Annotated in this window: 18 protein-coding genes; 5 read left to right on the top strand and 13 right to left on the bottom strand. The window is 63.5% G+C overall.

Annotated features, from left to right (window positions below):
* The first annotated feature begins 73 nt into the window (after window positions 1-73).
* Window positions 74-679, top strand: coding sequence for an HdeD family acid-resistance protein (locus BXY53_RS11590; protein ID WP_170144433.1), 606 nt, complete (start codon window positions 74-76; stop codon window positions 677-679).
* 183 nt (window positions 680-862) lie between these two features.
* Window positions 863-1948, top strand: a complete 1086-nt coding sequence (locus BXY53_RS11595) for an alpha/beta hydrolase family protein (RefSeq protein ID WP_119062145.1) — start codon at window positions 863-865, stop codon at window positions 1946-1948.
* Here BXY53_RS11595 and pstB read toward each other — a convergent pair.
* Window positions 1945-2763, bottom strand: a complete 819-nt coding sequence (gene pstB, locus BXY53_RS11600; RefSeq protein WP_119062146.1) for a phosphate ABC transporter ATP-binding protein PstB — start codon at window positions 2761-2763, stop codon at window positions 1945-1947. The genes BXY53_RS11595 and pstB overlap by 4 nt on opposite strands.
* A gap of 665 nt (window positions 2764-3428) precedes the next feature.
* Between pstB and BXY53_RS11610 the strand changes: the two genes are divergently transcribed.
* A complete protein-coding gene (locus BXY53_RS11610; RefSeq protein WP_119062148.1) occupies window positions 3429-5123 on the top strand; it encodes a glycine/sarcosine N-methyltransferase in 1695 nt (564 codons plus the stop codon).
* 123 nt (window positions 5124-5246) lie between these two features.
* On the opposite strand, the gene BXY53_RS11615 is transcribed toward BXY53_RS11610, so the two are convergent.
* Window positions 5247-5687, bottom strand: coding sequence for an NUDIX domain-containing protein (locus tag BXY53_RS11615; protein WP_119062149.1), 441 nt, complete (start codon window positions 5685-5687; stop codon window positions 5247-5249).
* A 9-nt stretch (window positions 5688-5696) separates the two neighbouring features.
* Window positions 5697-6185: a YciE/YciF ferroxidase family protein gene (locus BXY53_RS11620; protein ID WP_119062150.1), complete on the bottom strand. Its 489-nt coding sequence runs from the start codon at window positions 6183-6185 to the stop codon at window positions 5697-5699.
* A gap of 156 nt (window positions 6186-6341) precedes the next feature.
* On the opposite strand from BXY53_RS11620, the gene BXY53_RS11625 reads away from it, so the two are divergent.
* Window positions 6342-6905 carry a type 1 glutamine amidotransferase domain-containing protein gene (locus tag BXY53_RS11625; RefSeq protein WP_119062151.1) on the top strand — a complete coding sequence of 188 codons (564 nt, stop codon included), beginning with the start codon at window positions 6342-6344 and terminating at the stop codon, window positions 6903-6905.
* Here the strand turns inward: BXY53_RS11625 and BXY53_RS11630 are convergent.
* The 6 genes from BXY53_RS11630 to BXY53_RS11660 all read right to left on the bottom strand — a co-directional run bounded on the left by BXY53_RS11630 (window position 6902) and on the right by BXY53_RS11660 (window position 15255).
* Entirely contained in the window at window positions 6902-8239 is a 1338-nt protein-coding gene (locus BXY53_RS11630; protein ID WP_119062152.1) for an HlyD family type I secretion periplasmic adaptor subunit, read from the bottom strand. The genes BXY53_RS11625 and BXY53_RS11630 overlap by 4 nt on opposite strands.
* 12 nt (window positions 8240-8251) lie before the next feature.
* Complete coding sequence (locus tag BXY53_RS11635) at window positions 8252-10162, bottom strand: type I secretion system permease/ATPase (RefSeq protein ID WP_119062153.1); 1911 nt, start codon at window positions 10160-10162, stop codon at window positions 8252-8254.
* A gap of 24 nt (window positions 10163-10186) precedes the next feature.
* Window positions 10187-11389: a hypothetical protein gene (locus BXY53_RS11640; protein ID WP_119062154.1), complete on the bottom strand. Its 1203-nt coding sequence runs from the start codon at window positions 11387-11389 to the stop codon at window positions 10187-10189.
* Between the two features lie 74 nt (window positions 11390-11463).
* Window positions 11464-12270 (bottom strand): hypothetical protein, encoded by an 807-nt coding sequence (locus tag BXY53_RS11645; RefSeq protein ID WP_119062155.1) that lies wholly within the window; start codon window positions 12268-12270, stop codon window positions 11464-11466.
* Between the two features lie 577 nt (window positions 12271-12847).
* The gene (locus tag BXY53_RS11650) at window positions 12848-13492 is read right to left on the bottom strand and encodes a response regulator transcription factor (protein WP_170144434.1); all 645 of its coding nucleotides are present in this window, start codon (window positions 13490-13492) and stop codon (window positions 12848-12850) included.
* A gap of 1235 nt (window positions 13493-14727) precedes the next feature.
* Complete coding sequence (locus tag BXY53_RS11660; RefSeq protein ID WP_119062158.1) at window positions 14728-15255, bottom strand: PRC-barrel domain-containing protein; 528 nt, start codon at window positions 15253-15255, stop codon at window positions 14728-14730.
* A gap of 405 nt (window positions 15256-15660) precedes the next feature.
* On the opposite strand from BXY53_RS11660, the gene BXY53_RS11665 reads away from it, so the two are divergent.
* Window positions 15661-16557, top strand: coding sequence for a DUF2189 domain-containing protein (locus BXY53_RS11665; protein ID WP_170144435.1), 897 nt, complete (start codon window positions 15661-15663; stop codon window positions 16555-16557).
* Here the strand turns inward: BXY53_RS11665 and ccoS are convergent.
* Genes ccoS through ccoG form a run of 4 tightly spaced genes read right to left on the bottom strand, consistent with a single transcriptional unit; the run spans window position 16545 to window position 21014 of the window.
* A complete protein-coding gene (gene ccoS, locus BXY53_RS11670; RefSeq protein ID WP_119062160.1) occupies window positions 16545-16766 on the bottom strand; it encodes a cbb3-type cytochrome oxidase assembly protein CcoS in 222 nt (73 codons plus the stop codon). The two genes, BXY53_RS11665 and ccoS, sit on opposite strands and share 13 nt — an antisense overlap.
* Window positions 16763-19009 carry a heavy metal translocating P-type ATPase gene (locus tag BXY53_RS11675; protein WP_119062161.1) on the bottom strand — a complete coding sequence of 749 codons (2247 nt, stop codon included), beginning with the start codon at window positions 19007-19009 and terminating at the stop codon, window positions 16763-16765. Before BXY53_RS11675 ends, ccoS begins: the two co-directional genes overlap by 4 nt.
* Window positions 18988-19503 carry a FixH family protein gene (locus BXY53_RS11680; protein WP_170144436.1) on the bottom strand — a complete coding sequence of 172 codons (516 nt, stop codon included), beginning with the start codon at window positions 19501-19503 and terminating at the stop codon, window positions 18988-18990. The genes BXY53_RS11675 and BXY53_RS11680 overlap by 22 nt, the downstream gene beginning before the upstream one ends.
* Window positions 19500-21014: a cytochrome c oxidase accessory protein CcoG gene (ccoG, locus tag BXY53_RS11685; protein ID WP_245410453.1), complete on the bottom strand. Its 1515-nt coding sequence runs from the start codon at window positions 21012-21014 to the stop codon at window positions 19500-19502. Before ccoG ends, BXY53_RS11680 begins: the two co-directional genes overlap by 4 nt.
* Between the last annotated feature and the right edge of the window lie 34 nt (window positions 21015-21048).

The following is a 21048-nucleotide window of genomic DNA, read 5'->3' on the forward strand; positions in this document are numbered from 1 at the left end:
TGATCGTGGGCTTGTTCCGCGAAAGCGCCTTGGTCGCGGCGCCTCGCTTCACGCAATCGCATGGAGATGCACCATGGCGGAACAACTCAGACAGGGCATGTCCCCGGCAGGCTCGGAAAGCCTGAAGCACACGATCCAGGAAAACCGCACGCCGATCATGATCTTCGGCATTATTCTGACGCTGATCGGTGTCGTAGCGCTTGTTTATCCGCTGACGACGGCAATTGTCGTCAAGATCATGATGGGCTGGGTGTTGCTGATCGCCGGCCTGTCGCAGATTATCTTTTCGTTCTCGACGACGCGCTGGACCGACTTCTTCCTTGAGCTGGTGGTCGGCATCGTCTTCGCCATCGTCGGCATCTGGCTGGCGTTCTTCCCTCTGACAGGCGTGCTGACGCTGACGCTCATGCTCGCGTTCACCTTCGTCATTCAGGGCGTGCTGGAGATTATCTCGTCCTTCCGCATGCGTCCGCACGAGGGATGGGGATGGGTGCTGTTCGCCGGCATCCTCGGTGTAATCGTCGGACTGATGATCCTCTACCGCTTCCCAAGCTCTGCCGCTTGGGCGATCGGCCTGCTGGTCGGGATCAACCTGATCGCCTCGGGCGTAGCCTATATCGCCTTGGCAATGAGCGCCCGGCGACATGAAGCTGAACTGGGAATGGGACAGCGGACCTAGGTGCCCTGAGCCGCTGCGATCCCACCCGAGCCGTCCGGCGGCGCGCGTTATCTTTCATCAAGGCGCGCGCCGCCTGTTTTCCGTTAAGATATCGTCCTCGTGCGACCGCCGTACCGGGACGCGTGGCGTTGCGAAGATTGCGCCGCGTGATGTCCCGGGCGGCCTCAGCAGGGCCCGCAGGTCATGGCCCCAAGAGGGAGCAGGGACGATTTCTGGCGCGGCGCGGACCAGCCGGCCCGGCGCGCTTTTGGTATCGACGAGGTCGAGAGCGCCGGCACGACACTGCGGGTCGTGCAGCGCGATCTCTACCGGAAGGCGTTCTGTGTGCTTACGCACTTCGCGCGTGAAGGCCCGGCCCCGGCGCGCAAGCTTTTGCTCATCCCGCCGCTGTCCGGGCATTTCCCGTTTCTGTTTCGCGATCTCATTCTGGCGCTGCTGCCCGACCATGACGTTGCCGTTCTGGAATGGGTCAACGCGCGTCACGTCCAGGCAGCTGAAGGGCCATTTACACTGGACAGCGACATTGCCGAGACCATAGAGGCGATACGGTATCTGGACGGCGATGTTCACGTCGTCGGCATATGCCAGGGCGCGGTCTCCGCATTTGCGGCGGCCGCGATCATGGCGCAGACCGGCGACGTGCCGCCGTGCTCACTCGTCCTGATCGCCGCGCCGGTGGATCCGACCGCCAACCCCACAGATGTCGTGCGCCTGATCCGGGCGCGCCGGCTGGACTGGTTTGAGCGATACGCGCTGGCAGATGTGCCCGCCAGATACCCCGGCGCGGGCCGGCGCGTCTATCCGGCTCAGTACCAGCTCGGCGCCCTGATGACCTATCTCTCGCGGCACCTGCTCCAGAACGGCGTCCTGGTCGAAAAGTTGCGGCGGGACGACGGCGCGGACCCGGCGCGCTTCCCGTTTCTCGATGCATTCACCTCGGTGATGGACCTGCCGGCGGCATGGTTCCTCGATAATGCCCGCATCGTCTTCCATGAGCGGGCCCTGGCGCGAAACGCGCTGGTTTGGGGGGGACAGCCAGTCGATCTGGCGGCTATGGATCACACCGCTCTGATGACTGTCGAAGCGGAATATGACGACATCGCTGCACCGGGGCAGGGGGCAGCGGCCCATGGTTTGTGCCCGCATCTGCCGGCGGCGCGGCATGAGCGGTATGTCCTGCCCGGTGGCGGGCATTTCAACACGTTTCACGGGGACACGGTGCGCCGGGAAATCGCGCCGCGTATCACCGCCTTCACAGCGCGCGCTTAGCCGAAGCGCCCGGTGATATAGTCCTGCGTCATCTGGTTTTCCGGCCGCATGAACATCTCTTCCGTGTCGTTCACCTCGATCAGCCGGCCGAGATGGAAGAACGCCGCGCGCTGCGAGACGCGGGCCGCCTGCTGCAGATTGTGCGTGATAATGACGACCGTGTAGTCTTTCCGCAGGTCCTCGATCAACTCTTCCAGGCGCGCGGTGGCGAGCGGGTCGAGCGCAGAGGCCGGCTCGTCCATCAGAATGACTTCGGGGCTGGTGGCGATCGCGCGTGCAAGGCAAAGTCGCTGCTGCTGTCCTCCGGAGAGGTCGGTGCCGGCATCGCGCAGCCGATCCTTCACCTCATCCCACAGGCCGGCGCGTTCCAAACTGACCTTCACGAGCTCGTCTTGCTCCTCGCGCGTGTTGGTCAGGCCGTGAATGCGTATTCCATAGGCGACATTCTCGTAAACCGACCAGGGGAACGGATTGGGCTTCTGAGCTACCCAGCCGAAGCGCTGGCGCAGAACGACTGGATCCGTGCCCGGCGCGTAGACGTCTTGACCGTCCAGCAGGACCTCGCCCTCGACATGAATGTCGGAAATAACATCGTTCATACGGTTCAGGCAGCGCAAAAGCGTGGTCTTGCCGCAGCCCGATGGCCCGATGAACGCGGTGATTTCGTGCTCGTAAATGTTGAGGTTTATGTCGCGAAGCGCCTGAGTTTCGCCGTACCAGAAATTCAGCCGGCGGATAGCGATCTTGGTGTGCACCCCATCGTTATGGTGCGCATCGCCGAATCTGAAGCGTTCGTCGAGAGCAGGGTCGGTCATGGCCGCAGTCCCAATCGGGGCGGTCGTTCACGGTTCTCGGAGGCCAATTTGCGCTGTTGGCGGCGACTAAGCAACAAGGATCTGGGCGCGTTCCTTCGTCAGTGTGATACGTCGCATCTGGAACCACCGGCAAGCTCAGCGTGCCGAGCGTGCTACAGAAAAGTGAAGTTGAGTTTGAATAAAAATAGCGCCTATCACGAGTTCTTTTTCGAATAGTTTTTGACGCGGCGATGAAATTCGCCTTTTGTTGAGAAATATCATTTTCCACAGCGCATTCCGGCCACGGCCAAATGTCGAGGCTTTTTCGCCTGCGAGATGCCGCCCGGTGTAGCGAGAATTCGGGCCAACACAAAATTTTCACAATCTGATTTTGGCGAACCCGTTCAACGGCCTAGCACCGTTCCGTCAACCCCGCGAGGCCGAATGTCGCTTTTCGGCCTTGTGATGTCGCAAACGGAACTTTATCCTCAGCGTGGTGATCTGCCGCGTTACCACCAAGCGCGGCCCGAAGCCGGCGAACGCGCTCCGCGCGCTTACAAACGGCAGGTTGCCAGCGGCAGCTTGGATTTTTCTCGCCGGCGCCAAAACGCCTCGCATCCACAGCGCCAGACCGGCGCGCCACCGCGGGGCGGCCAACTGACAACAATCGACACGGAGGCCATTGAATGGCGCGAGCAGCCCTCAAGAGCACGAATGCGGAACTGAGCCTGGATCGGCAGACCTACGGGGACGATCCGCTCGCCGACCGCCAGACCGACCTCTATCGCGGCGAATACGTCATGAGCTTCGTCGAGAAGTGGGACGAACTCATCGACTGGACAGCGCGCGCGGAAAGCGAAGGCCAGTTCTTCATTGACGTCCTGCGCGCCCGCGGCAAGGAGACCGTGCTTGATGTCGCCGCGGGCACCGGCTTTCACTCGGTCCGCCTGACCGAGGCCGGCTTCAACGTCACCACCGCCGACGGCTCAGCCGCGATGCTCGCCAAGGCGTTCGAGAACGGCCAGTCGCGCGGGCTGATCCTGAAAACCGTGCAGGCCGACTGGCGCTGGCTCAACCGCGACATTCAGGGCAAGTACGACGCGATCATCTGCCTCGGCAACTCGTTCACCCACCTGCATGACGAGGCCGATCGCCGCCGCGCGCTCGCGGAGTTTTACGCCGCGCTCAAGCACGACGGCATCCTGATCCTCGACCAGCGGAACTACGACGCGATGCTTGATGAGGGCTTTTCCTCAAAGCACAAATACTACTATTGCGGCGACCAGGTCAGCGCGGAGCCGAGCCATATCGACGAGGGCCTCTGCCGGATGCTTTACAGCTTCCCCGACGGTTCGGAATACACGCTGAACCTGTGCCCGATCCGGAAGAACTATGTGCGCCGCCTGCTCAACGAGGCCGGTTTCCAGCGCGTGCGCACCTACGGCGACTTCCAGGAGACCTACGCCGAGAACGAGCCGGATTTCTTCGTTCATGTCGCCGAGAAATCGACGCTGCACGTCGTGCGCTGGGGTGGCGGCACGCGCGCGGACGGCGAGACGGACGTGCGGGACGTCGCGGAGGACTATTACGACAGCGACGACGCCGACACCTTCTACTCCACCATCTGGGGGGGCGAGGACTTGCACATCGGCGTCTATGACGACACCAAGGACATCCGCGCGGCCAGTGACACGACAGTCGACCGGATGGCGGCTGTCGTGCCCGATCTCGGCCCATCCTCCCGCATCCTCGACATTGGCGCAGGCTATGGCGGTTCGATGCGGCGGGTCTGCAAGGCGCATGGCTGCGAGGCGACCTGCCTGAACATCTCGGAGACGCAGAACGACTACAACCGCGCCAAGACGCGCCAGGCCGGGCTGGCCGGAAAGATCCGCGTCGTTCACGGCGTGTTCGAGGATATCCCGGAGCCGGATGCCAGCTACGACGTGGTCTGGAGCCAGGACGCCATCCTGCATTCCGACCAGCGCGCGAAGGTGCTGGCCGAAGTCTGGCGGGTGCTGAAGCCGGGCGGCTACTTCGTCTTCACCGACCCGATGCAGGCAGACGAGGCCGACCCGGCCGCGCTTCAGCCGGTCTACGATCGGCTCCAGCTCTCGAGCCTCGGCTCGCTGCGTTTCTATCGCGAAGCTGCGCAGGCGCTGGGCTTCGAGGTGCTGCGCCAGGATGAACTGACCGGGCATCTGCGCAATCACTACGCCCGCGTGCGCGAAGAACTGCTCGCCAACTATGACAAGCTGCGCGAGAACGGCGCCTCGGCCGAATATCTCGACAAGATGGCCGTGGGCCTGGAGAACTGGGTGAAGGCCGCCGACCAGGGCAACCTAGCCTGGGGTATCCAGCTTTTCCGCAAGCCGGCGTAACGCAATCAGACCGGGCCGTTCGCGGCCCGGTCCTTTTGTGGGGTGGCGGAGCGCCCGGATGGTTTGAAGACGTCATTCCCGCACTTACCCCCCGCCCATGCATTGCGCGACCTGTCGAGATGTCTAAACACGAGCGGCGCGAAACGCTTGCAGCGCCTCGCTTATGATGCGGTCGTGGTCGAAGGCCAGCCGCGGCAACTCATTGATCAGGAACCAGCCGGCATCAGCCGCATCGTCGTTCGCGCGCAGGGCTGCTGCGCGCTTGTCGGCCCGTCCCCAGAAGGCCAGCGACAGCGTCCGGCCCCGCGGATCGCGGTCGATCGCATCGAAATAGCCGAGAAAGCCCAGCGGGATGCCACTGACCCCGGTCTCTTCGGCGAGTTCGCGCGCGGCGGCGTCCACCACTCTCTCCTCAATCCCCACGAACCCCCCGGGCAGGGCCCATGTGCCCTCAAATGGCGGCTTTCCGCGCCGGACAAGCAGGACCTCCGGCGCCTCGCCATTGGCGAATAGCGCGACATCCACCGTTACCGCCATGCGCGGGTGGTCGTAGGTATAGCTCATGCCTACGCGCTAGGCTGCCTGTGGATTAACGGCCGACTTGGCCAGCTCGGTCAGTTTCTCGTCGGTGCTTTTCTCTTCTTCGAGGATCGCGTGCAGGGTGTTGGCATCGTCCTCATGGCCGAGCCGCTTCGCCCAGCTCGCCAGCGTGCCGTAAACGGCGATCTCGTAATGTCCGATGCGTTGCGCAGACGAGATCAGTCCGGCGTCACGCAGGTCCGGGTTCTCGATCATGTGCGCCCATTTGTCGGCCTCGCCGATGATGCTCTTCATCGACTGGTCCTGGTGTTCGCGCGGGTCGATGTTGTGACGCTTCAGGATGTCCTCAAGTCGCTGGACGTGGGACTGCGTCTGGCCCAGATGGCCTTCCATCGCGCCCTTGAGCTGCGGGTTGTGGGCCAGTTCGGCCATGCCGGGCAGGGCCTTTGCGAGTTGATCCTCGGCGGAATAGAGCTCCTGAAGCTCGGCGAGATACATCTGCTTGAAGTCGGTGACGTTCATGGCTCTCCTCACTGCATTTCCGGCTGTGCCTGGCGCACGCGGGTTACGTCTACAACGCGGCTTTCCGCCGGCTGGTTCCCGCCGGAACGCACGCGGGCGCTCCGGCGTTATTCGTGCAGAACGTCATTCCAGCAATTCAAACGAGAGGACGCCGTCATGAAGGATCTGACCGGCAAGAAGATCGCGATTCTCGCAACCAACGGCTTTGAACAATCCGAGTTGTTCGTGCCGCGCGAGAAGCTGCATGAGGCAGGTGCGCAGGTGCATGTCGTTTCGCCCGAGACGGGCACAATCACGGCCTGGAACAAGACGAACTGGGGCGAGAGCGTTTCGGTCGACCGCCCGCTCGACGAAGTGGATCAGTCGGAATATGACGCCCTCGTCATACCGGGCGGTCAGATCAACCCTGATATCCTGCGCACCAAGCCGAAGGCGGTCGAACTCGTCAAAGCCTTCTACAAGGCGCAGAAGCCCATCGCCGCGATCTGTCACGGGCCGTGGCTGCTAATCGAGGCCGATATTGTGCGCGGGCGCCGCGCGACCTCGTATCATTCGATCAAGACCGACATGATCAATGCCGGTGCGCAGTGGGAGGATTCCGAGGTCGTGACCGACCAGGGCATGATCACCAGCCGCCACCCCGGCGACCTCGACGCGTTCTGCGACAAGATCGCCGAGGAGGTGCTGGAGGGTAAGCACTCGCGGCGCGCGGTGGCCTAGCTCTCGCGGAAGGCGCGGGTGAGCGTGTCCTTCAGCGGGCGCATCAGATAGTCGAAGAAGGTACGCTCGCCCGTCTTGATGTAGACCTCGGCCGGCATGCCCGGCCGGGCGTCGAAGCCGGGAATTTCCGCTGCGCGCGCCTTGTCCAGCTTCACCCGGACGATGTAGGCAGCTTTCTTGCGGCTGTTCGCAGGATCCTCGCTCACCGCATCGGCCGAGACGTATTCGACCTGGCCGGGGATCATCGGCGTGGTCCGCTGGTTGAGCGCCGTCAACCGGATATGGGCGCTCTGGTTCACCGCAATGTTGTCGATGTCCGTCGGGCGCACGCGCGTTTCGATGATGAGATCGTCGTTGCTTGGCAGGAGTTTTAAGAGCGTGCCGCCCGGCTCCAGAACGCCGCCCGGCGTATGATACATCAGCTCGACAACCGTGCCTTCCACCGGCGCGAGGATCTCCGAACGCTCCACAACGTCGCGGGCCGCGCCGATCTGCTCGCGAATGTCGTCGATCTGGGTTTCAACGTTGCGCAGTTCTTCGTAAGCTGCGCTGACTGTGCTGCTACGCAGATGCACGATCTTCTGCCTCGCGCGCGCAATGCGCTCCTTCACCTCGCCGATGCGCGCCTGCAGCGTGCCGATCTCGCCTTCGAGCTGCGCCTGCTTGCGCTCCAGCGCCAGCGCCTCCGGCTTGCGCATCAATCCTTTTTGGAGCAGCGTCTTCTTGTCGGCCAGCTCTTGCTCGATCAGGTCGAGCTGGGTGCCCAGGGCAGCGATCCGCGTCTGGTAGCCGCGCACACTTTCCTTCAGGCTGGCGATCTCCAGGTCCAGTACGCGCTCCTGATCGAGCCGCCTGGTCAGCCGCGAGCGGAACTCCGCGCGCTGGCGCTCAAGCACCCCGGCGAGCGTTTGATCGGTCCTCGCCGTTTCAGCTAGGTCGCCGAAGTCGACGGCCTCGGCAAGCTTCGTCTCGGCCTCAAGGCGCGCGCTTACCGCTTGCAGCCGGCGCAGGCGCACGCGCAGCCGCGCCAGCTTGGCCTTTGCGGCGGTGTCGTCGAGGACCGCAAGGGTTTCGCCCGCCTCGACGTGATCGCCCTCGCGCACGCGGATTTCATTGATGATGCCGCCTTCCAGATGCTGGATCGTCTTGTTCTGGCTGGTGGCGACGAACGAGCCGCTGGCGACCACCGCGCCGTCGATTGGCGCCGTGCCCGCCCAGACGCCGAAGCCGCCGAGGCCGAACAGCAGGATCAGAACACCGGCGATCGTCGCCTTGCCGAGGCCGCGGGGGACGCCCTTGCCCCAGCTGTGCAGGTTCGGACATTCCTGAAGCATTGCGGTCTCCTCTTAGGATTGCTGGAAGGTGACGTTCGCCGCGCCGGTCACGCCCTGGACGCCCCCGCCTGAACCAAAGGCTGCATGGGTGCCGGCGTGGCGGGCCTTGATCGCCCGCTGGGTTTCCTGCTTCGGCTGTTGCTGGCTGGCCTGCTGGGTCGAGAGCAGGCGCGGGATGATCTCGCGGGCCGGGCCGAAGCCGGCAACGCGGCCTTGCTGCAGCACCATCACCTTGTCGACCGATTCCAGGATCGCCAGCCGCTGCGTGATGAGCACGATCGTGATGCCCTGCTCCTTGGCGTGTTTGAGCGCGGCCCGCAGTGCCTTTTCGCCGTCAACGTCGAGGTTGGCATTCGGCTCGTCGAGCACGAGGAGCTTCGGGTTACCGAAGAAGGCGCGGGCAAGGCCGACGCGCTGGCGCTGGCCTCCCGATAGTGGGCTGCCGTCCGCGGCGATCATCGTCTCGTAGCCTTGGGGCAGCCGCAGGATCATCTCGTGAACCCCGGCAAGCTGGGCGGCGCGGTAGATTTCAGCATCGCTGACATCCTCACGCAGCCGGGCGATGTTCGCTTTGATCGTGCCGGGAAACAGCTCGACGTCCTGCGGCAGATAGCCGATCGTCTCGCCCAACTGGCGCGGGTTCCAGTTCTTCAGCTCCGCGCCGTCCAGCCGGATCTTCCCGGCGGTCTGCGCGACGCCGCCGACCAGGATGCGCGCCAGCGTCGACTTTCCGCCGCCCGATGGCCCGACGACGGCCAGCGCCTCACCCGGCTCCAGCAGCATGTTGACCCCGTTGAGCACTGGATCGCGCTCGCCCTTGGGCACATAGAGCAGCTTTTCAACTTGCAGCTCGCCTTTCGGCTCGGGCAGCCAGAGGCGCACCTCCTGGTTTTTCATCGGCTCGACAAGCGACTTGACGCGCTTGTAGGCGTGCCGCGCCTGCACGAAGCTGCGCCAGCCCTCGATCGCGCCCTCGATCGGGGCGAGCGCGCGCCCGGCGATGATGGATGCGGCGATCATCATGCCGCCGGTGAGCTGCGCTTGCAGCGCCAGGTACGCGCCCGTGCCGAGCACGGCGATCTGGGTGAGCAGACGCACCAGCTTGGAGAAGCCGCTGAGATAGGCGTTGCGGTCCTGCGCGCGGATAAGGGAGGTCAGGGACTGCGCATTCGACTGCCCCCACAGCATGATCCCTTCATTCATCATGCCCATGCCGGAAAGCGCTTGCGAATTGCGGGACAGCGCCTCCGCCTGGTTCTCCGCGGCTTGCCCGTGTCCGCTCGCTTCGGCGAACGGAGAGGCCGTCAACTGCTGGTTGACGATCGCCACGGCGCAGAGCAGCAGGCCAGCCCCCAGCGCAATGAAGCCGAGGGTAGGGTGAATGAGGAACACGACGGCGAAATAGAGCGGGGCAAGCGGCGCGTCGAATATCAGCGGCATGACCGGGCCGATGATGAAATTGCGCACCTGCTGCAGGCTGCGCAGCGCCTGCGCGGCGGTCGGGCCAGCCTGTCCGTGTAGCGCGCCCGCCAGCGCGGGGCCTGCCAGCGTCGTCTCAAGTCGGGTGCCGATGCGCGAGAGCATGAGCCGGCGCATCATGTCGAGCGCCACCATTGCCAGGATCGCACCCACCGCCACCACGCTCAGCATCATAAGCGTGTCGGTGTTGCGGCTGGTCAGCACCCGATCGGAAAGCTGGAACAGGTAGATCGGGATGGTGAGCATCAGCAGGTTGATGACCACCGAGAACGCGCCGACGCTGACGAACCCGCGCCGGCAGATATTGAGACCCTTCTTAAGCGCCTTGAGGTTATCGGCGCCCGTGCGCGCTTCCGGCGTCTGCCGGGACGCCTTGCCGGCTGGCTTCAGACGCGCGGTCTCGGCAGGGCTGGCGTGATCGGCGCTGGTTTCTGTGCGGCGCATCTTTTTGTCCTTCTCGAAACAGGCTCAGACGATCGCGTCGCCGAACAGGCCGTGGGGGAGGGCCTCGTCATCGGCGGCGAAGCCACTCTCCGGGGGGTGCGGATCGGCCATGCCGGCGTCAAAGATCTGCGCGATCTGATCGCCGTCGTTCATGTAGTTGGCCTGATAGATCAGGTTGTATTCGTAGTAGTTGCCGGGCACGTCGTGGCCAGGGACGGCGTTGTCGTCGATCACGAGGGCGGTGTTGCTCTGGCTGTTGCCGCCGGTGCTCGCCGTCTGCGTGCCGCTGCCGCCGCCGAAGATCTGCTGGCCGACGACGTCTCCGTCGTTCATGAAGTTGATCTGGGTGGTGATGTTGTAGTCCACCGTGTCGCTCGCCCCGATCTGAAGGCCGGCGGGCACGGCGCCAGCGCTGCTCGTCAGCGAATGGACCGTGGCCGCATTGATCTGCGTGTTGCCGCCGGTGGTGATGCTCTGCGCGCTGTCCAGGCCGCCGCCGGAGATGAGGTTGAAGGCGATGTCGCCGTCGTTGAGCGCGTTCAGGCTGTAGATCGCGTTGGTTTCGTAGTAGCTGCCGCCGAGCCAGCCGAAATCGCCATAGCCGCCGGCGTCCATGATGGTGGCGGTGTTGGTCTGCGTGTTACCGCCCGTCATGGCCCATTGGCCAAAGCCGAGGCCAAGCAGGCTGGCATCGCTTGCGCCAACGATCTCCTGCACGATGAAGTCGCTGTCCAGCAGCACGTTGAGCTGGAAGATGACGTTGAACTCGAAGACATCAGGGACGTCTTCGCAGCCTTCCTGCGTCGAGTCGGAAAGGCCGGATCCTCCGCCGCTCGGGGCGGGGCCTGCCGTTGGCGAGTCGACAGCGGCTTTTGCTTCGCTGGCCGGTGTTCCCGAGGCATCGCTATCCGTCATCCGGAGGTTGCCACGCGGCACCTCATTCGTATCGACCCGGGGCGGCGCGCCCGACGCGTGGATGGTAGCGGAGCCGCCAGGGATCGGCCTTGCGTGGATTTCGTCGGTGCCAGGGGATTCCGTTACCGCGTTCGGCACTTGGCCCGCGATCGGCGCAAGGTCAGTTGGCGTAACCGGCGCTGCGCCCGGCTCCAGGAAGGTCACAGCAAGCGGCGCGTGCGGGATCTCGAACTGCCAGCCGCAAAGCTGCCAGCCCATCAGGCTGCGCCCCAGGTCGTCCACTGCCAGCGCCGAAAATCCGTCTGCACTCATTGTCCGCTCCTGATTCAATCAACCCAGAGGTGCGCGCCCCGCTTGATGGGGGCGCGCACATCCCGCCTGCTAACTTAGCCGTCCCAGATCTCGGAGAAGTTGGACTGGCTGTTGCCGCCGCTGGTGATGTCCTGGTCGAAGTGACCGAGGTTCAGCGCGCCGAACTGGCCGGTCTCCACCCCGTTGACGTTTTCGTCGGCGTCGGCCATCAGGCTGGCCTGGCTGACGTGGAAGGCGTCGTTGTCGTCGTAGCCGAAACCGGCCGAACCATAGTCGCCGATCAGAGAGGTGTTGGCCTGCTCATTCTCGCCGCTGTCGATTTCCTGATCGACGCCGGTCATGTTGGCGAAGCCGAGCTGAGCGCCTTCAAAGACATTCGCGTTCTGATCGGTGTCGATCATGAAGTTGGACTGATCGACCTTGACGGTGTCGTTGCCGTCCGCGCCGAAGCCGAACTTGCTCTTCCAGCCTCCGCCCGCGGCATCGTGATCATCGATAAGCGAGTGGTTGGACTGCTCGTTTTCGCCGCTGTCGATGTCCTGCTCATCGACGGAGGCAACGTTGAAGACGCCAGCCTGGAACAGCGACGCGTCATTGATGTTGTAGTCGCTGTCATCCATCAGGTTGCTCTGGCCGACCTTGAAGAAGTCGTTGTCGTCAGCGCCAAAGCCGTATCCGGCGGGACCGTCGAAAATCTGCGAGCTGTTGGACTGCTCGTTTTCGCCGCTCTCGATGTCCTGATCGACGCCGGTTACGTTGAACAGGCCTTTCTGGAACAACGAACCCTCATTCAGGTTCATATCATTGTCGACCAACTCGTTCTGCTGACCAACCTTGACCGTGTCGTTGTCGTCGAAACTCGGGAAATAAGGATGAGACATCGGTGAACTCCTATTGCTGATGCCTGAGCTGCAACGCCTGCCTTGTTTTCAGCTCGCGCCGCAGTGCTTCGCGTTTTTTCGTTCTTGCCAACACCCGCCTGGCGACAGTTCGGCTTGTTCGTTTGCAGCCGTGGCCGAAGGCAAAGCGTTAAGCGACGATGAACGTATACAGATTTTTAACGTGCATAGCAATAGGTGAATACTAGTATATGGTAAACAATACTCGCATTTAAGGCATTATTAATAATTTTATTTAGAAAAAATGCGCGAATATTGACGTGAAAATTCATAAAAATTGATTGTGGGTCAGACCGGGACAGCGACGCTGAAGCGTGCGCCCTCTGAAGGGTCCGCGCGAAAGGTGTGGCTTAGCCGGGAGGATTGCCCCGCGGGACCGTGGCGGAGACACGCAGGCGCCGCCAATGGCTTGATCCGGGGAGCGAAGACGTCTTGGGCGGACCGTCCGATGACGGCCGGCTTCATCGCGCGGCGGGACTGTTGGAGGTGAGAAGGTGGCAGGCGGAGGCGCCGCGCCGAAGGCGGCCTCGGCTGCGGCGTCTCCGTGGCCCTGCGTCTGTCAGTGGCGGTCGTGCTGTGCGTCCGACACGCCGGAGCCCATGTAGCGTTCCTCAAGCGCGACCCGAACCAGTTCGGCGAAGCTGCTGGCACCCAGCCGGCGCATCAGCTTTGCGCGATACACCTCGACTGTCCGCTGGCTTATGCCCAGTTCGAAAGCGATCATCTTGTTCTGATAGCCCTGAAGCAGCAGGTCGAGTACGTCGCGCTGGCGGGGCGTGAGCCGCTGGATGACGGAGGGCTGCAGCGGGTGCGAAGCCTCCTTCGGTTTCCGGGGGCGCGCCGCGATGGCCGCGCGGAGGGCCTGGATAAGCAGCTCCGCATCAACAGGTTTCTCCACAAAATCCACAGCCCCCGCCTTCATCGCCTCCATCGCCAACGGGATATCCCCAGAATTTGCAGCGATGATGCAGCATATGTCAGGCCGCGTTCGTCCCAGCTCCGACACGAAGGACGGCACCTCGATGTCCGGCAGCCGCACGTCGACGATGGCGCAGTCGGCATGCACCGTGGCAAGTTCATCGAGGAAAGCGGCAGCGTGTTCATAGTCCTTCACAAGATATCCGGCGCGCGACAAACTCCTGTTGATAATTTCACGATCTTCGAAACTCTGTTCGACAACGCAGATGACGTCTTGATCGATCATTGGTCGGTTCCCCGTTGAGTCGTGCCGGCCGGTCTGGCGGATCCTTGAAGGCCCGGACATTTTCGGCGCACCGCAGCCTGATCCGATCGGAGTCGAGCCGATCGGGTGCGCTGTGAGACTGGCCGGAATGCGTGAGCGCGGGGGCGCACAAGGCTCGGGGACTGAAGTGCCGAGGCTGATGCGGCACAACGCCAGATGAAACGTAGCTTACGGTCGTCCCCAGCATGGCCTGAAACACGTGGGGCTAGCGAGTTGCCCCCGCTCCAGGCACCGCGAGAAAGCCGCAGGACTCCCGATAAAACGTGGATATGGAAAGCGTCCCCGTCGGATTACGCATTACGCTGCTCCAGAAAGCCACTGGTCCATCATGGATGCCCGCAGATTGACGGATATCCACAAGCCTGAGCGACGACTGTAGCAAAAAATCCTCAGTCACGTGAGTCGTAATTTCAGATTCGCGATCACTTTTTCCCACAACATTTTGCACCGCCGAAAAATTCGCACCCTCGAGGTCAGGAAACGAGTTTCAAAAAGCCGGATTTCGCCCGATTCTGCGGCCGTATAGCGATGTCAATTGACATATATCAACTAGCGAGCCCTTACGTCTGCGTGAAGATACTTCCGATCGCGCGCAGACGGTTCACAAATTTTGATTACGTAACTTCCACAACTTGGAGCGCCCCGCGACTTATGGCGTCATTCAAGTATCAAATGATTAATGTCTAGAAACGGGGCGGGAAAATGGTGTATGAGTGTGAAGTATCGCGTCAAAAGAGTAGCAAAAATGAGGGAGACGTCTCAAGCGAGGCGATGTACCTCGCGCGTTTCATGGTATGGGCGTATGATGAAGTCAACGAGAACTTGAAGGACGATGTCCTCAAGTCGGCGATAAAAGCGATTCTTTATTATATGTCCCGGCGGTACGGTGTGAATCCGGCAGAGAGCCAAGCGTTAACTGGCGTCGAGCCTTCCTAAGCGATGAGGAGCGATACCCACAAGTTCCGGGAGGCGTGTCCGGCGATGACCCTGGCGTTTCCATGCCGCGCCAGGGAGAACGCCTCCCGCAACGTCCTGGTCGCACCACTCAGGACCAGGCGATAAAGAGCGGGGGCTACGGTTGGCGCGGTCCGGCAAGTCGGTGGTGGCACATGCGCCGCCCCCGGGGCAGTCGCCGCACCCGGCCCGGATCGTGCCAACCGGAAGTTCCGCGTACCTGCCCCCGCAGCCTTGTCTGATTACTGGTTGAGCTGTTCAGCCTCTTCCATCACCCGTTCCTTGGCCTTCTCGTAGGTCTCCTTCGCCTCTTCGGTCAATTCGCCGGCGCGCTCGCGCAGCCGCTTCGTCAGGCTGAGCGATTGGTTGTCGGAAGTCAGGTATTCCGGCGCGTCCGTCAGGTCTCCCTGCGTGGCGTCAAGCACGAGCTGGGTCTGCCCCTCTTCGCCGGCCTGGCGCGCCAGCGCATCATACGGCACGCCGACATTCTTTTCGCCGACGCCCAGGAACCCGCCGACGCCGATCACGATTACCTCGACCTGCCCGGCCGTGTTCAGCGCCATATCATTGACCTTGCCGAGCGTTTCGCCTTCCGGGTTCACCACTGGCGTGCCCAGGAATCGGCTCATCAGATCCTGGTTCTCCTGCTGCTTCGCCACGAACTCGACGCTTTCCGGCTGGGTCGCGGCGGTGCCTGTATTCGTGTCCTGTGCTGCGGCCGGACCGGCGAGCAGCAGGCCGGCGAGAAGGATGGTGGCGGTTGTCCGCATGTCTGAAGTCTCCCTGTCGGTGGTGGGGGCCTCCGGTGAGGTGAGGCCATCGGCTGAATGTTAACGAAGATGTGTTTTCAATCCGTTGTAACGCTTGGCAACCGCTATGTGTTCCTCGCTAAGACGAATTGAAGAGGCGCAGCGGCAAAGCGCTGTCGCTGGCCGGGCATCAATCCCGCTGTGCATCTTGCCGAAGCCGTGCCGGCCCCGTGGCCATCGCCACGGACAGTCCGCGCAGGAAGCCGAGCGCCGGCCCCAATGAGTGAAGCCTCGGAAAACACGCGGTGCGGTGGCCACACGGGGCTTTCGCCAGCCAGTGAAGCGGATATAATTGATTTGGATCAAGTCGGTCGCCGATCCGAGCCGTTAACGTTCACCCAGTCCAGATCATCGGAGCAGGTCCGCATGTCCCAGGAGCACGTAGCCAGCCCCGCAGCGGGCGCGCCCGCCACGACCGACCGCCTCGGCGGCAATCGCGTCGGCTATGTCCGCCTCATTCCCATCGCCAAGGTGCCGATGGAAGCACCGTGGCGCTGGCTGGGCCGCGGCTTCCGCGACATGGCGCGCGCGCCCCTTCTCAGCGTTGCCTATGGCGCTGTCTTCGCGTTGATCGCCGTGCTGCTTCTGCTCGGGTTATGGTACGCGGGCGTGCCGGCTCTGATCCTGCCAATGGCCGGCGGATTCCTGCTTGTCGGCCCGATCATGGCGGCCGGGCTTTACCGTATGAGCAGCCTGATTGAGCGCGGGCAAAAGGTGACGCTGCGGGATACGCTGCTCGTCAACATCCAGTCACCGGGTCAGCTCGCCTTCATGGGCGTCGCCTTGATGATCGCGTTTTTTGCCTGGGTGGAAATCGCGCTGCTGCTGTTCATGCTGGTTTTCGGGCCAATCGCCATGCCGCCGGTGCCGGAGTTCATCCAGACGCTGCTGCTGGAGCCACGCGGGCTTGTGCTTCTGACCGTCGGCACTTTCCTGGGGGCGGTGATCGCGGCAATCATCTTTGCCAGCACGGTGGTATCGATCCCGCTTCTCATGGTGCGCGAGGTGGACGTGGTTACGGCCATCGTCACGAGCTTGCGCGCCGTGGCGATCAACCCCGGCCTGATGATCCTGTGGGCGATTCTGATCGCGGTGATCATGGCGCTCGGCTTCGCGTTGTTGTTCGCGGGGCTGCTGATCGCGTTCCCACTGATCGGGCACGCGACGTGGCACGCATTCCGGGACGTCGTGCCCGACGAGGACAAGCTCGGCCCGCCTTCGGAGCTGAGCGCGCAGGCCGAAAGCCCGGATCAGCCGTCGTGATCGCGCTGACGTTTGTCGGTGTCTGAGGGTGGCTGGTTAGCCGGCGTGGCGTCCTTGTCACGCGTCTCCGGCGTGTCGTCTTCCAGGATGCGGTAGGCCGCGCCGTCCAGATCCTCGAACTGCCCGCTGCGCAGTGCCCACATAAACGCGAGAACGCCCAGGAACCCGAGAAACAGGGCCGCCGGGATCAGCCAGGCGAGCGCGGTCATGTTGCGGGCTCCAGCGCGATCCGCGCGGCGCGCAGGCGTACCGCGTTGCTGGTCACAACGATTGAGGACGCCGACATCGCGATCGCGGCGATCAAAGGCGTGACGTAGCCGGCCATCGCCAGCGGGATGCAGATCGCGTTATAACCCGCCGCCAGCCCGAAATTCTGGATTGCTGACAGCTTGGCGCGGCGCGCCAGCGCGATTGCCTCGGCTACAGGGGATAAATTCTGGCCCTGAAAGATCGCGTCGGCGGCCGTCTGGCTGATATGCGTGGCGCTCGACGGCGACATGGAGGCGTACCCCGCCGCGAGCGCCGGCGCGTCGTTCAGCCCGTCGCCCACCATCAACACCTTGCGCCCTTCGGCCTTCAGCTGGTCGAGCAAGCGAATCTTGTCGTCGGGGCGCTGGCCCGCGCGCCAGTCGGTGATGCCAGCGGCCTCGGCTGCTCGCGCAACCGCCGCTTCGCGGTCACCGGACAAGATGCGCACGTCGAAACCCGCCCGCCTGAGTTGAGCGACCGTGTCGGCCGCATCAGGCCGCAGTCGATCTTCGAAGCGGAATTGGACTGCCGGCTGGCCGGCCCGCGTCAGGTAGACCCGTCCAGCGTCATCCGCGTCCACGTCGTCAAGGTCGCACCAGGTCGCCGAGCCGAGCCGTGTCTCGCCTCCCGGGCCGGCGGCTTTCAGCCCCCGACCGGGGAATTCCCGGACGTTCTCCGCCGGCGCAACCGCCAGCCCGCGCGCCGTCGCCTCCGCCACGATCGCTTTCGAGTAGGGATGGCGGCTCGCCAGGGCCAGCCCCGCCGCCTCCGCGAGCGCCGTATCGTCGATCTCCGCACCGTTGACCAGTTGCGGGGTGCCAAGCGTCAGCGTGCCAGTCTTATCGAGGATAACGGTGTCCACCTCGGCCAGCCGCTCGAAACCGTCGGCTGCCTTCAGGACCACGCCATTGGCGAAGAATCGGCCTGAAGCCACGACCTGTACCGCCGGCACGGCCAGTGCCAGCGCGCAGGGGCAAGTAATAATGAGCACCGCGATCGCGTAGGTCAGCGCCGTTTCCCAGCCCGCCCCGGCGATCATCCAGCCGGTGAAGGTGGCGGCGCCAAATACATGCACCCATGGCGCATAAATCCGTGCAGCACGGTCGGCGAGCCGGACATAGGCGCCCTTGGCCTGCTCGGCGGTTTCCATGAGCCGGCGGATTTCAGCGAGCAGCGTGCTGTCGTCGGCGGCCCGAACCTCCATTTCAAGCGGCGCGCCGAGATTGAGGGTTCCCGCATGGATTTCCGTCCCCGGCGTGGCGGCACGCGGCAGCGTCTCGCCGGTGATGAGGCTCTCGTCGACTTCGCTTTCGCCCTTGCGCACCACGCCGTCGGCGGGCACGCGATCGCCCGTTCCGATCAGAACGGCCATGCCGGGGGCCAGCGCGCGCGTCGAAACCTGACGCGGCGGGCCATCGCCGATCACGGTGGCGTTCGTGGCCTGCAGCGCCATCAGGTTCTGCGCGGCCCCCTTTGCCCGGCGGCGCATCCGCTGGTCGAGAAAACGGCCGATCAGCAGGAAGAACAGCAGCGTGATCGCGGCGTCGAAATAGACCTGCTCGGTACCGCGGATGGTCTGATAAAGGCTCATGGACGAGGCCAGCAGGATCGCCAGCGAGATCGGCACGTCCATGTTGAGTCGCCCGCCCTTGAGCGCGTCGCGTGCCGAGATGAAGAAGGGCTGGCCTGCATACAGGATTGCCGGCAGGGCGATAAGCGCGGACAGCCAGTGAAAGAACGACTGCACCTCCGGCGCCATGTCCGAAGCGATCCCGGCCCAGACGGACACCGACAGCAGCATGACGTTCGCCGCGGCGAAACCGGCGACGGCCATTGCCCGGAGAAGCTGGTCATCGTCGCGCGCGGGCCGCGTGTCGTCGGCCAGCTCGGCGGCATTGAATCCGGCTTTCCCGAGCACATCGGTGAGCGCGGGCGCGGAGGTCCTGGCGGTGTCGATGGTGGCGGTAACGCGCTTGGCGGTGAGATTGGCGCGCGCATCGAGCACGCCCGGCGTCGCGGCCAGCACACGCTCAACCTTGGTCATGCAGCCGCCGCAATGCATGTTCTCGATGGTCAGCGTGACCGTGTCTTCGCCGCTGTCACCGGAGTGGGCGCGGTCCGGGCCGGTTGGTGTGTGTTGTGGTGCGGCGCCTGGCGCGAATGTGTCCGGCCGGGCGGCGCTCAGGTCCCCGGCTTCAGCCATAGCCGTTTTTTCATCCTGTAGACGACCGACTTCGCTTCGTCATAGCCTTCGAGCACTTCCAACGAGGCCAGCCAGTTGCCAGCGCCGGGCAGCGAGATGTCGCGCGTGTAGAGCCCTGGAGAGGTCTCATTCAGAAGGATTGTCCGGTCGAACTTGTCAGTCGCCGGCCGCCCCATGCGCACACGCACCAGCCGGCCCGAAACCGGGCGTCCGTCGTCACCTTCCAGCTTGAAGCGCAACTGCCCGCCCCGTTCGGCAAGCTGGAGATCGGCATTCCAGCCCAGGCGCTCCTGCCTGGCCTCGGCGGCGAGGCGTTCGTCATACTCCAGCCCCTTGCGGTAGGAGCCTTCGGTGACAAGACCGTTGAAGGTGCTCACGGCGAGATAGGTGAAAATTCCATTCGCGACGAGCATCACCCCGAAAAAGCCGACCAGGATATAGAGCACCGTCCGGCCGGTGATCGGGCGGCCGCCGTCTTCAGAGCGTATAGTCACTCCGGCCTCCGGAATGTTGTGGTCACGCTGTTGCTCGTCTCGGCCTGCGTGTCGTTGATGACGAACTGGAATGGCGTAGAGGCGCCTTCGAGATCACCGAGTTTCTCAGCCGGCACCGTGACGTGCACCTGCAGCTCCCGCAGGTCGCTGGCCGGCACCTCGATATCGGGCGATTGCATACCTTCAAAGCCGACGATCTCGATCTGAGCACCCGGCAGGCCCTGCGCTGCGACCTGGAAGGTGCGCGGTTCGTAGCGCTTGTTGAGGATCTTCACCGTGTAGCGGTTGCGCACATCTCCGTCCGAGAGCTGGATGAACAACGGGTTTCGATCACGCAGCACGTTCGTTTCCAGCACCGTCTTGTTCATCAGGCCAACGCCCATCACGGCCAGGACGACAACGATCAGGCTGGCATAGAGAACCGTGCGCGGGCGGATCAGGCGCGGGGGCGCTGTTTCGCCGTGCTGTTGGGCCTCCAGATTGCGGAAAGTGTCGTAGGCGATCAGGCCGCGGGGCCGCCCCACCTTGTCCATTACCTCATTGCACGCGTCGATGCACAGCGCGCACTGTATGCACTCAAGCTGAGGCCCGTTACGGATGTCGATGCCGGTTGGGCAGACGGCTACGCACTGATAGCAGTCGATGCAGTCGCCGCGGCCTTCCCAGCTTTCGCCCTTCTTGTGCGGCCCGCGCGGCTCGCCGCGATGCTCGCGGTAAGTCACAAGCAATGAGTCGCTGTCGAACATCGCGCCCTGAATGCGTGGCCAGGGGCACATATAGATGCAGACCTGCTCGCGTGCGATGCCCCCCAAGAGGTACGTCGTGCCGGTAAAGATGCCGAGGAAAATGTAGGCGATGGCCGGCGCCGTACCGTTGACCAGCTCGACCGCGAGCGTGGGAGCATCGCGGAAATAGAAGACGAAAGCGCCGCCCGTGGCCAGCGCGATCAGCAGCCAACTCGCATGCGTGGCCGTCTTGCGCCAGATCTTGTCGAGGGTCCAGGGCTTCTTGTCCAGCCGCATCCGCGCGTTGCGGTCGCCCTGCCAGAAGCGCTCGACCGCGATCATCAGGTCGGTCCAGACTGTTTGTGGACAGGCGTAGCCGCACCAGACGCGGCCGGCATAGGCGGTGACGAGGAACAGGGCGAGCGCCGAGACCACCAGGATGCCGGTGATGAAGTAAAGCTCCTGTGCCCAGATATCGAGCCAGAACATGTAAATTCGCTGGTTGGCGAAGTCGATCAGAAACGCCTGATCAGGCAGGTTCGGCCCGCGGTCCCAGCGCATCCAGGGCAGGAGGTAATAGATGCCCAGCGTCACGGCCATGACCGCCCACTTGATGTTGCGGAACTTGCCGTGCGCGAGCTTGGGGTAGACCTTCTGGCGGGAAGCGTAGAGTTGCCGATCCTCCGCCGTATTCACCGCCTTGACGTCAAGCTGCTCCACGCCGGGGGCAGCCTCTCGCTTCGAAGCTGCGCCCGGGGCGTGCGTCATCGCGGTATCGTCAGCCATGTATATGTGTCCTGCGTCCTTGCGGCTGGACGAT

The sequence above is a fragment of the Dichotomicrobium thermohalophilum genome, assembly GCF_003550175.1.
Classification (GTDB): Bacteria; Pseudomonadota; Alphaproteobacteria; order Rhizobiales; family Rhodomicrobiaceae; genus Dichotomicrobium; species Dichotomicrobium thermohalophilum.

Coding starts and splice junctions, on each gene's coding strand:
- BXY53_RS11635 (WP_119062153.1), bottom strand. CDS start 10,162: ATGCGCCGCACAGAAACCAGCGCCGATCACGCCAGCCCTGCCGAGACC.
- BXY53_RS11645 (WP_119062155.1), bottom strand. CDS start 12,270: ATGTCTCATCCTTATTTCCCGAGTTTCGACGACAACGACACGGTCAAG.
- ccoG (WP_245410453.1), bottom strand. CDS start 21,014: ATGGCTGACGATACCGCGATGACGCACGCCCCGGGCGCAGCTTCGAAG.
- BXY53_RS11590 (WP_170144433.1), top strand. CDS start 74: ATGGCGGAACAACTCAGACAGGGCATGTCCCCGGCAGGCTCGGAAAGC.
- BXY53_RS11640 (WP_119062154.1), bottom strand. CDS start 11,389: ATGAGTGCAGACGGATTTTCGGCGCTGGCAGTGGACGACCTGGGGCGC.
- BXY53_RS11610 (WP_119062148.1), top strand. CDS start 3,429: ATGGCGCGAGCAGCCCTCAAGAGCACGAATGCGGAACTGAGCCTGGAT.
- pstB (WP_119062146.1), bottom strand. CDS start 2,763: ATGACCGACCCTGCTCTCGACGAACGCTTCAGATTCGGCGATGCGCAC.
- BXY53_RS11650 (WP_170144434.1), bottom strand. CDS start 13,492: ATGATCGATCAAGACGTCATCTGCGTTGTCGAACAGAGTTTCGAAGAT.
- BXY53_RS11660 (WP_119062158.1), bottom strand. CDS start 15,255: ATGCGGACAACCGCCACCATCCTTCTCGCCGGCCTGCTGCTCGCCGGT.
- BXY53_RS11615 (WP_119062149.1), bottom strand. CDS start 5,687: ATGAGCTATACCTACGACCACCCGCGCATGGCGGTAACGGTGGATGTC.
- BXY53_RS11675 (WP_119062161.1), bottom strand. CDS start 19,009: ATGGCTGAAGCCGGGGACCTGAGCGCCGCCCGGCCGGACACATTCGCG.
- ccoS (WP_119062160.1), bottom strand. CDS start 16,766: ATGACCGCGCTCGCCTGGCTGATCCCGGCGGCCCTGTTTCTCGGGTTC.
- BXY53_RS11665 (WP_170144435.1), top strand. CDS start 15,661: ATGTCCCAGGAGCACGTAGCCAGCCCCGCAGCGGGCGCGCCCGCCACG.
- BXY53_RS11625 (WP_119062151.1), top strand. CDS start 6,342: ATGAAGGATCTGACCGGCAAGAAGATCGCGATTCTCGCAACCAACGGC.
- BXY53_RS11595 (WP_119062145.1), top strand. CDS start 863: ATGGCCCCAAGAGGGAGCAGGGACGATTTCTGGCGCGGCGCGGACCAG.
- BXY53_RS11630 (WP_119062152.1), bottom strand. CDS start 8,239: ATGCTTCAGGAATGTCCGAACCTGCACAGCTGGGGCAAGGGCGTCCCC.
- BXY53_RS11620 (WP_119062150.1), bottom strand. CDS start 6,185: ATGAACGTCACCGACTTCAAGCAGATGTATCTCGCCGAGCTTCAGGAG.